The sequence below is a fragment of the Humidesulfovibrio sp. genome (assembly GCF_035560995.1).
In the GTDB taxonomy this organism is placed as follows: domain Bacteria; phylum Desulfobacterota; class Desulfovibrionia; order Desulfovibrionales; family Desulfovibrionaceae; genus Humidesulfovibrio.
Genome location: NZ_DATMYK010000245.1, coordinates 1 through 10,142, shown reverse-complemented (window position 1 = coordinate 10,142; position 10,142 = coordinate 1). Strand labels below are relative to the sequence as shown.

Genomic DNA, 10,142 nt, shown 5'->3' with positions numbered 1-10,142 from the left:
GCTTCTGGGCATGTACGCCTCTTTCTAACTCCACCCTCTAAAAAAGAACGATACCGCAATGACCGCCAAAAAAGAATGCATCGTCTCCGGCATGCGCCCCACCGGGCCGCTTCATCTGGGCCACCACTTCGGCGTGCTCGCCAACTGGCTGACCATGCAGGAGGAGCACGACTGCCTGTTCTTCGTGGCCGACTGGCACGCCCTGACCACCGAGTACGCCGATCCCAGGAAGGTCAAGGGCTTCGTGCCCGGCCTGGTGGTGGATTGGGTGGCCGCCGGGCTTGACCCGGAGAAGTGCGTCATCTTCCAGCAGTCCCAGGTGAAGGAGCACGCCGAGCTGCACCTGCTGCTCTCCATGCTCACCCCGGTGAGCTGGCTGGAGCGCAACCCCACCTACAAGGACGTGGCCACGGAGCTGGCCGGGCAGAAGGACCTGGCCACCTACGGCTTCCTGGGCTACCCGGTGCTCATGGCGGCGGACATCATCCTCTACCGCTCCACCGCCGTGCCCGTGGGCCAGGACCAGCTGCCCCACCTGGAGCTGACGCGCGAGATCGCCCGGCGCTTCAACTTCCTCTACTGCGCCGAGGACAAGCCCTTCTTCCCCGAGCCCAAAGCCATGCTGACCGAGGAAGCCAAGCTGCCGGGTCTGGACGGCCGCAAGATGAGCAAGAGCTACGGCAACTCCATTTCGCTCGGCGAGCCCCTGGAGGACATCGCCCCCAAGGTGAAGGGCATGCTGACGGACAAGAACCGCCTGCGCAGGAGCGACCCCGGCGACCCGGCCGTGTGCAACCTCTACCCCTACCACAAGCTGCTGACCGACCCGGAGAAATGCGCGGAGATCCGCGAGGGCTGCGTCAACGCCTCCTGGGGCTGCGTGGACTGCAAGAAGGTGCTCATGGAGAGCCTCACCCGCTTCCTCACGCCCATCCATGAGCGCAGAAAAGCGCTGGAGGCCGAGCCGGACCGCCTGTGGCACATTCTGGAGCAGGGCAACGCAAAGGCTCGCGCCCGCGCGGCCGAGAACATGGAAGCCATCCGCAAGGCCCTGAACTTCGACTTCTAGCCCGGACGCCCCAGGGCCGGAGCCGGGCGACGCGATCCCGGTTCCGGCCCTTTTTCCGTTCTGAAGACAAGGAGAAGACGATGAGCGAGAACGCCTGCGTATCCAACGACCGCGCATCCGACACCCGCGTGTGCAAGCGCGCCAGCGAGATCACCCCGTTCCTGGTCATGGACATCTTGGAGGCCGCCCACAAGCTGGAGGCCGCCGGACATGAGGTCATCCACCTGGAGATCGGCGAACCGGACTTCGACACGCCCGAGTGCATCAAGGAGGCCGCGAAAAAGGCGCTGGCCGACGGCGAGACGCACTACACCCACAGCCTGGGCCTGCTCCCCCTGCGCGAGGCCATCTGCGAGGACCTCTTCGAGCGCTACGGCGCGAAGGTGGACCCCGGCCAGGTCATCGTGACCCAGGGCACCTCTCCGGCCATGCTGCTGCTCTTCTCCACCATTCTGGAGGCCGGAGACGAGGTCATCCTCTCCGATCCTTCCTACGCCTGCTACGACAACTTCATCCGCTTCGCCGGAGCGAAGCCCGTGCGCGTTCCCGTCACCGAGGACGACAGCTTCCAGTACCGGCCGGAGGCCATCGCCGCCGCCATGACCGACAAGACGCGGGCCGTGCTGCTCAACTCGCCCGCCAATCCCACGGGCACCCTGCTCTCGGCCGAGCGCATGGACGCCGTGTGCCGCCTGGCGGATTCCCGCGGCGCCTGCATCGTGTCCGACGAGATCTACCACGGCCTGGTGTACGAAGGAAAAGAGCACAGCGTGCTGGAGTTCAGCGACCGCGCCTTTGTGCTGAACGGCTTCTCCAAGCTCTACGCCATGACTGGCTGGCGGCTGGGCTATCTGGTGGCGCCCAAGGAATTCATCCGGCCCATGCAGAAGCTCTGTCAGAACTTCTTCATCAGCGCCAACTCCGTGGCCCAGCACGCGGGCATCGCCGCGCTCAAGGAATCCGCGGCCGATGTGGCGCGCATGAAGGCCATCTACGACGAGCGGCGGCGCTTCCTTTTGCCCAAGCTCAAGGCCCTGGGCCTTGGCGTGGCCCACGACCCGACGGGCGCTTTCTACGTACTGGCGAATGCCCGTAAATGGGCGGAGAAGTTCGGCGGCAGCTCCCTCAAGCTGGCCTACGATATCCTGGAAAAATGCCACGTTGGTGTGACCCCGGGCATCGACTTCGGCCAGGGGGCGGAAGGTTTCCTGCGCTTTTCCTACGCAAATTCACTGAAAAATATCGCCGAGGCCATGCGCAGGCTTGAGAAGTACGCCGCCCAGGCGTAAAAGGCACACATGGGAAGAATCGGTTCCACCTGAAGCGCGGCCAAAGTGAGACCATGAAACGCCTGATCTGTTTCGCCTCGTTCGTGCTGCTCGCGGCCCTGGCAGGGCCGCTGCACAGCCCCGCGGCCGCCCAGGACAAAGGTGCGGCGCCCGCGCGGGACTCCGCCAAGCAGAGCCCAAAGAACGCCAAGGCCCCAGACAAGGCGAAGAGAACCAAGGCGGGTAAGGCCAAGGCCGAAAAGCTCCAGGCCGAGAAGCCCGGGCTCACGCGGGAGGAACTCGCCAAGCCGTACGCGGGCAACACCCTGTACGGCCCGCCCGCCCCGCCCCGCGCCGGGGCGGACAACGCCACCGTGCCGGAGTACGACCCCGCGCCCAAGACGCGGCCCTTTGCCAAGCAGGAGGACTCCTCGCCCATCAATTTCCGCATCGGCGCGGAAAAGGTGGTAGATCCCCTCACCGGCAAGGAGGTGACGCCCAAGGCCGACGTTTCCGGCGTCAGGGACAGCGTCAAGAACATGGACCTCAAGGGCGCCATGGACAAGGTGGGCGGCAAGGCCGAAATCCAGGTGGACATCCTGAAATTCTAAACCGGGACAGGCACTACGTGGGCGTTCGCCTCCTCGATTTTCTCTCCGGCCTGTCCGGCGCCTTGGACCTCATGAGTTCCGAGGTGGTGGGCCACCACAAGCGGGTGGCCTATCTGGCCTCGCGCCTGGCCAAGGCCTTGGGCGTGGAGCGCGAGGAACGCACCGAGCTGTTCATGGCCGCCGTGCTGCACGACGTGGGCGGCTTCACCCTGCAGAGCAGGCTGGCGGCCCTGTCCTTCGAGGCCGACGGCGCGCGCCACGCCGAACTCGGCTACCGCCTGCTGCGCGACAACCCCCTGCTGGACGACGCCGCGGTCATCGTGCGGCACCACCACACCCCGCGTTCGCGCTACCCCGTGCTGGACGAGCCCGAACGCAAGCTGTTCCTCTCCGGCATCCTGAACCTGGCCGACCGGCTGGACGTGCTGACCCTGCGCTTCAAGGCCTGCGAGCCTGCGGAGATCATGGGCCACATCCGCCCGCGCATGGGCTACCAGTTCGAGCCCCAAGCCGTGGAGGCCCTGGGCGACCTGGCGGCCGACCCCATGTTCTGGGCCCCCCTGGCCAGCGCGGACCCCACCCAGGCCCTCACCGACGACCCGGACCTGTTCGAAGAGCGCGGCGTGTCGCACGGGCAGCTCTTGCAGGCCTCCACAGCCTTCTCGCAGATCATCGACTTCCGGAGCCGCTTCACGGCCACGCACTCGCGCGGGGTGGCCGAAACCGCCGTGTGCCTTGCGGAAAAGGCCGGCCTGCCCGCCGAGGACCTCGTGGCCATGCGCCTGGCGGGAGATCTGCACGACCTGGGCAAACTGGCCGTGCCCTCGGAGATCATCGACAAGCCCGGCCCCCTGAACGCCGAGGAAAAGGCCGTGATGCAGCGCCACCCGGAACTGGGCGAGGCCATCCTGTCCAGCGTGCCCGGACTGGAGAAGGTCACGGCCTGGGCCTCGCAGCACCACGAGCAGCTGGGCGGCCTGGGCTATCCGCGCGGCCTCGCCGCAGGGGACATCCCCCTTGGCTCGCGCATCATGAGCCTGGCCGACGTCTTCACCGCCCTGCGCGAGGACCGTCCCTACCGCGTCGGCATGGCCAACGGCCAAACCCTGAACCTGCTGGACAAGATGGCCGTGGACGGCGCGCTGGATCCGGAGCTGGTGTCCCTCATGCGCCGCAACCTGGACGAGCTGGACATCCGCCGTTGCGCCGCCCAGGCCCGCGCCGCCGCGGAGTTCCGCCGCTTCTACGACGGGGTTCCCCGCCAGTAGCCCCGCGCCCGCCAGGGCCGGAACCGCCGCCGGACACGCCCCACCCGGCGCAAGGCTTGCCAAGGCCAGCCAGGCTGGCGTACATCCGCACATATTCCGGCCATTTTAAGGACCTGCATGAGCAACTTCGCCGCGGACCTGCACATCCACTCGCGCTTTTCGCGCGCCACCAGCAAGGGGCTCACCATCCCGAACCTCGCCGCCTGGGCCGAGGCCAAGGGCATCGGCGTGCTGGGCACGGGTGACTGCACCCATCCCGGCTGGCTGTCCGAAATCGAGCGCCTGCTGAAGGAGGACGGCTCCGGCCTGCTCTCCCTGCGCGATCCCGGGGCCATCGCAGGGCAGATTCCCGGCCTGCCCATGAAGCTTGGCGGCTCCGCGCGCTTCATGCTCCAGGGCGAAATCAGCTCCATCTACAAACGCGGCGGCAAGGTGCGCAAGGTCCACAACCTCGTGTACCTGCCCACCCTCGAAGCGGCCAAGGCGCTGAACGCCAAGCTGGCCCAGGTGGGCAACCTGGCCTCGGACGGGCGGCCCATTCTGGGGCTCGACAGCCGCAACCTGCTGGAGATGGTCCTTGAGACCCACCCGGAGGCCTTCCTCATCCCCGCGCACATCTGGACGCCCTGGTTCTCGCTCTTCGGCTCCATGAGCGGCTTCGATTCGGTCGAGGAGTGCTACGGCGACCTGTCCAGCCACATTTTCGCCATGGAGACGGGCCTGTCCTCCGACCCCGGCATGAACTGGACCCTCTCGGCCCTGGACCGCTACCGCATGGTCTCCAATTCCGACGCGCATTCCGGCGAGAAGCTGGGACGCGAGGCCAACCTGTTCACGGGCGAGGCGTCCTTCGGCGGCATCCGCGCCGCCCTGCGCGCCCACCTGCCGCAGGAGGAAAGGACCGGAGAGGCCGGGGACTGCGAGTTCCAGGGCACCATCGAGTTCTTCCCCGAAGAAGGCAAATATCACCTGGACGGGCACCGCAAGTGCAACTGGAGCATGGAGCCCGGCGAAACCCTGGCGCACAAGGGCCTGTGCCCGGTGTGCGGCAAGCCCGCCACCCTGGGCGTGCTGCACCGCGTGCTGGCCCTGGCCGACCGCGCCGAACCCGTCCAGCCCGAGGGCCAGCCCGGCTTTCATTCGCTCATCCCCCTGCGCGAGGTGCTCTCCGAGGTGCTGGACGTGGGCGCGGGAAGCAAGGCCGTCACCGCCGAATACTACCGCCTGCTGGAGCGTCTGGGCCCGGAGCTGACCATCCTGCGCGAAACGCCGCTGGCCGACATCTCCCGCGCCGCGCCCGTGCTGGCCGAGGCTGTGGAGCGCATGCGCGCGGGCAAGGTCCTGCGCAGCTCCGGCTTTGATGGCGAGTACGGGGTCATCACCGTGTTCACCCCGGAGGAGCGCTCCCAGATGCGCCAGGGCCGCATGCTTGCTGGCATGCCCATGCGCAGGGGCCGCCGCCCGGCCATGCAGACGCCTTCCGAGCCGGAGACCGAGTCTGAAGGCGACCCCGCACCCGCGGAGGAAAGAACTCCCGTCCGCCAGGGCCTGAACCCGGCCCAGGAGGCCGCCGTAGCCGCAGGACTGGGGGAAGACGCCGCCCCGGTGCTGGTGCTGGCCGGTCCGGGCACGGGCAAGACCCACACCCTGCTGGCCCGCGTGCTGCGTTTGCTTGAGGCAGGCGCGCCGCCCAAAGCCATCGCCATCGTCACCTTCACCCGCCGCGCGGCCGACGAGCTGCACGAGCGCCTGGCCGCCACATTTGGCGACGGGACCGAGCCGCCCCTGGCCGACACCCTGCACTCCCTGGCGCTCGACCTCTGGACCGCGCAAAAGGGCCAGCCCCCGGTGCTGCTCTCCGAGGACGCGGCCCGGCGCATGTTCCTGGAGGCGCTGTCCGCCCTGCCCGCCCTGCCCGTGGACATGCCCAAGGCCGAGCGCCTGGCCCTGTTCCGCCGCCACGCCCTGGCGCGGGAGACCCTTGAGCCCCTGCGCGGGCCGGAGGCCGCGCTGGCGGCCGAGGCCTGGGCCAAGGTGGCGGAAATGAAGGCCCTGCGCAATCAGGCGGACTTCACGGACCTGCTGGAATTTCTGCTGGCCCTGGTGCGCGCGCCGGAGTTCCGCGCGCCCTTCGCCCACCTGCTGGTGGACGAGGTGCAGGATCTCTCGGCCCTGCAGCTGGAGGCCGTGCTGGGCCTGGCCGGAAGCGCGGCCCCTGAACTCCAGGCAGCCCCCTCACAAGACGACCCCACACAAGACGACACAGCCCAAGACGACGCCCCGCGCCCGGCGCGACGGCCCGGGGCGGGCTTCTTCGCCATCGGCGACCCGGACCAGAGCATCTACGGCTTCCGGGGCGCGGCCGGAGATGTGCGTGAACGCCTGACCGAGCGCTGGCCCAATCTCCAGGTGGTGAGCCTGGGCGAGAACTACCGCAGCGGCCAGGGCATCCTGGACGCCTCCGGGGTGCTGCTGCCCGTGCCCCCGCGCCTGAGGGCCCTGCCGGGCCGCGCCTGGGACCTGGAGCTGCTGGAGGCCCCGGACTCCCGCCACGAGGCCAGCCTCATCGCCGGACGCATCGGCAGGCTCATCGGCGGCACCAGCCTGACGCTCATGGACAGCGCCGCCGCGCCGGAGCTGGCCCCGGGCGACGTGGCCGTGCTGGTGCGCTTCCGCGCGCTCATCCCCCGGCTCAAGGCCGCGCTGGAGCTGGCCGGACTGCCCTGCTCCGCGCCGGAGGCCGAGGTGTTCTGGGAGGAGCCGCGCGTTGCGGCCATTCTGCGCGTGGCCGAGCGGCTCTTCGGCCTGCCCGCGCCCGACAGATCAGACAGGCAGGATGCAGAGGGAGTGGGCGGTGCGGACGCCCTGGAGGAAGGCGAGGCCCTGGACGCCGACTTGCCGGAATTTCTGCTGCTGCAGGGCCCGCGCGTGCTGCCCGCCGCCCTGCGCGAAACCCCGCCCTTTGACCGCTTTTTCTGGGACGGCCCGGCCTTCCGCGACTTGTGCCACGCCTTTGACGAGCACGGCGGCTGGGTGGGGCTGCTCGACTGGGTGCGCCTGGAGACGGGCTTCGCCAGCATCCGCCAAACGGCCCAGAAGGTGCGCATCCTGACCCTGCACGCGGCCAAGGGCCTGGAGTTCGAGGCCGTGTTCCTGCCCGCCCTGGAGCGCGGCATCCTGCCGTTTTCAGGCTTTGGAAACGCGAACGCGGAGCTGGAGCCGGAAATTCTGGCCGAGGAGCGCCGCCTGCTCTACGTGGGCATGACCCGCGCCAAGAGCCGCCTGTGCCTGTCCTTTGCGCGCTCGCGCATGCTCTACGGCAAGACGCTCACCCAGGAGCCCTCGCCCTTTCTGGACGAGCTGCTGGCCAAGCTGCCCGCCGGGCTTTTGCGGCGCACGGCCCTGACCCAGAAGGTCCAGACCCGGCAGACCCACCTCTCGCTGTTCTAGCGGGGCAGCTGCACCTCCCCGCGCAGCACGCGCGCCTTGAAGAGCAGCTCCGGCCGGTACTCGAAGTGCATCAGGTCATAGGCCGCCCACTTGCCGCCCCACACGAAGCCCTCGGCCTCGAAGGCCTCCACTATCTCTTTGGGGAAGGCCAGCACCTGCGCGGGCACCTTTTCCGGGTGGCGCTCCGTGAGCCAGTAGGCCAGGTGCGGGTTCAGGTCGATGGCCGCGCCGAAGCTGTGCACGCTCAAGCGGCTGGTGGCCGCGATGTTCCGCCAGGCCAATGTGCCGCCGAAGGGCCGCAGCACTTTGGACCATTCCGAGTGCGCGGCCGCCTGGGGCTCCAGGCGCTTCCACACGCGCTCCAGGGCCTGGGCCGCGCCGTGGCGGGTGTTGAAGGCCGCGCCGTGGCCGTCGAAGCGCACGCTTTTGCAGTTCTTGCGCACCTCGGCCTCGTTGTGCCCGTACAGCGAAAGGAAAAAAGCCTGCACCCTGCGGCGGCCGGGATCGAAATGCGGAGCCGGGCGCGCGCTCTGCTCATCCGCCGGGCCAAGGGGATACACCTGGGCCAGCATGGTGCGGATGTCCGGGCTTTCCTCGGCTTGCTTCACGCTGCGCGCCTGGCCGTCGTCGTAGACCAGCCGCGTGCCGTCGGCCAGGACCAGTTCCAGCAGGCCGGAGGAACCGCGCGCCATGCCCAGCACGGCGTCCGGGTAGCCGGCCCGCAGCGCGGCAAGGTCCAGCGCGGCCTCGACGGGCAGATCCTTGGCCGGAATGAGCTGCGGGGCCTGCGCCGCCTCCAGCCGCCCGGCAAGAAACCACAAAGCCAGGGCCGTGAGGCCGAGCAGGCGCAGCCAGTGCCGCTTCTCCCTGCGCGAGCGCAGGGCGTACACAATCCGCTGGGCGAGGGGGTTTTGCATGAAAGCGAGGGTAGTCCTCCGCGTGCCGGGGGTCAACCGCCCGCGCCCATTGCCAGCGGCCGCGCAGGGGCTTATCTATGCTGCCACGGCCCCCGCCTGGCCACGCCCGGCAGGCCGTGCACAGGATCAAACGACCGCTTCCGCGCACGCCATGCGCGTCAACGCCAAGGAGACTTTCATGCGCCGAATCCTTTCCTGGCTCCTCGCCAGCATGCTCATGTTCTCCATCGCCGCCCCGGCCGGGGCTCTGGCGGCCAAGAAGGCCGCGCCCAAGGCCAAACGCCCGGCCCCTGTCGAGACCGTCACCCAAAACGCCCCGCCCCCAAATGCCGAGGCCCCGGACAACCGCATCGAAGGCGTGACCTTCGTGCGCCTGCAAAACGGCCTGGGCGTGCTGGTGAAGGAGGACGACCGCTTCCCGCTCGCGCACATCCGCATGCTGGTGCACGCGGGCAGCGCCTACGAGACCCCGGCCCAGGCGGGCATAAGCCACGTGCTGGAGCACATGGTCTTCAAGGGCGCGGGCAGCATGAAGCCCGGCGAGGTGGCCCGGCGCATCGAGGCCGCGGGCGGCAGCCTGAACGCGGCCACCAGCTTCGACCACACCACCTACCACGTGGAGGTGCCGGACAGCGCCTGGAAGCTCGGCCTGTCGGTGGTGGCCGACATGACCTTCAAGCCCGCCCTCATCCCGGCGGAGCTGGAGAGCGAGAAGGAAGTTGTGCTGGCCGAGCTGAAGCGCGGCGAGGACACCCCGGACAATCTGCTGTTCCAGACCCTGCAGGGCATGCTCTGGAAGGGCACCAGCTACGAGTGGCCCATCATCGGCTACCGCGACACCGTGCGCGCCACCACCAGCCAGTCCATGCGCGACTACATCGCCCCCCTGTACCAGCCGCAGAACATGATCCTCTGCGTGGTGGGCAGGGTGAAGGCGGCCGACGTGCTGGCCGAGGCCGAACGGCTGCTCGGCGGCATCCGGAACACCAGCCGCCTCACCCCGCCCGCGCCCTTCCCGGCCCAGCCGGAAACCGGCGCGCGGCTCACCGTGGTGCCGGGCATGTGGAACAAGGTCCACCTGGGCCTGGCCTTCCCCGCACCCGATTTCTCCTCCGCCAAGATGGGCGGCCTGGACATGCTGGCGCAGGTTCTGGGCGGCGACGAAACCTCCCGCCTGTACCGCAAGTTCAAGTACGAGCTGCGCCTGGTGGATTCCATCAGCGTGGGCGTTTCGAACCTGGAGCGCGGCGGCATCCTCATGGTCGGGGCCGTGCTCGACGCGGACAAGCTGCCCGCCTTCTGGGACGCCCTCACGGCCGAACTGGCCGCCTTCGACGCGCAAAGCGTCACCGACCAGGAGATCGCCCGCGCGCGCACCAACATCGAGGCCGGACTGTTCCTCTCGCGGGAGACCATCGGCGGCCTGGCCTCCAAGCTCCAGCACCAGTACGCCTTCGAGGGCGGCCAGCAGGGCGAGGCCAACTACCTGGCGACCATCGCCGCCGTGGACCGGACGCAGCTCGGCGCCATCTACCGCGAGTTCTTCCGGCCCCAGGCCG

The 10,142-nt window shown here is 68.9% G+C and carries 7 protein-coding genes; 6 read left to right on the top strand and 1 reads right to left on the bottom strand.

The genetic code is table 11. From position 1 onward, the window contains the following. Positions 1-58: 58 nt before the first annotated feature. The 5 genes from trpS (at position 59) to VN419_RS09610 (ending at position 7,666) form a co-directional block, all read left to right on the top strand. Complete coding sequence (trpS, locus tag VN419_RS09630; protein ID WP_325646913.1) at positions 59-1,069, top strand: tryptophan--tRNA ligase; 1,011 nt, start codon at positions 59-61, stop codon at positions 1,067-1,069. An 80-nt stretch (positions 1,070-1,149) separates the two neighbouring features. Beyond that, positions 1,150-2,358 (top strand): pyridoxal phosphate-dependent aminotransferase, encoded by a 1,209-nt coding sequence (locus VN419_RS09625; RefSeq protein WP_325646911.1) that lies wholly within the window; start codon positions 1,150-1,152, stop codon positions 2,356-2,358. 53 nt (positions 2,359-2,411) lie between these two features. Then, complete coding sequence (locus VN419_RS09620) at positions 2,412-2,948, top strand: hypothetical protein (protein WP_325646910.1); 537 nt, start codon at positions 2,412-2,414, stop codon at positions 2,946-2,948. 17 nt (positions 2,949-2,965) lie between these two features. After that, on the top strand, positions 2,966-4,216 hold the full coding sequence (locus VN419_RS09615) for an HD-GYP domain-containing protein (protein ID WP_325646909.1): 1,251 nt from the start codon (positions 2,966-2,968) through the stop codon (positions 4,214-4,216). A 117-nt stretch (positions 4,217-4,333) separates the two neighbouring features. Next, positions 4,334-7,666, top strand: a complete 3,333-nt coding sequence (locus VN419_RS09610) for a UvrD-helicase domain-containing protein (RefSeq protein ID WP_325646907.1) — start codon at positions 4,334-4,336, stop codon at positions 7,664-7,666. On the opposite strand, the gene VN419_RS09605 is transcribed toward VN419_RS09610, so the two are convergent. Further along, entirely contained in the window at positions 7,663-8,583 is a 921-nt protein-coding gene (locus VN419_RS09605; protein ID WP_325646905.1) for a M15 family metallopeptidase, read from the bottom strand. The two genes, VN419_RS09610 and VN419_RS09605, sit on opposite strands and share 4 nt — an antisense overlap. A 178-nt stretch (positions 8,584-8,761) precedes the next feature. Between VN419_RS09605 and VN419_RS09600 the strand changes: the two genes are divergently transcribed. Further along, positions 8,762-10,142, top strand: a 1,381-nt coding sequence (locus VN419_RS09600; protein ID WP_325646903.1) for a pitrilysin family protein, incomplete at its 3' end; no start/stop codon positions are given.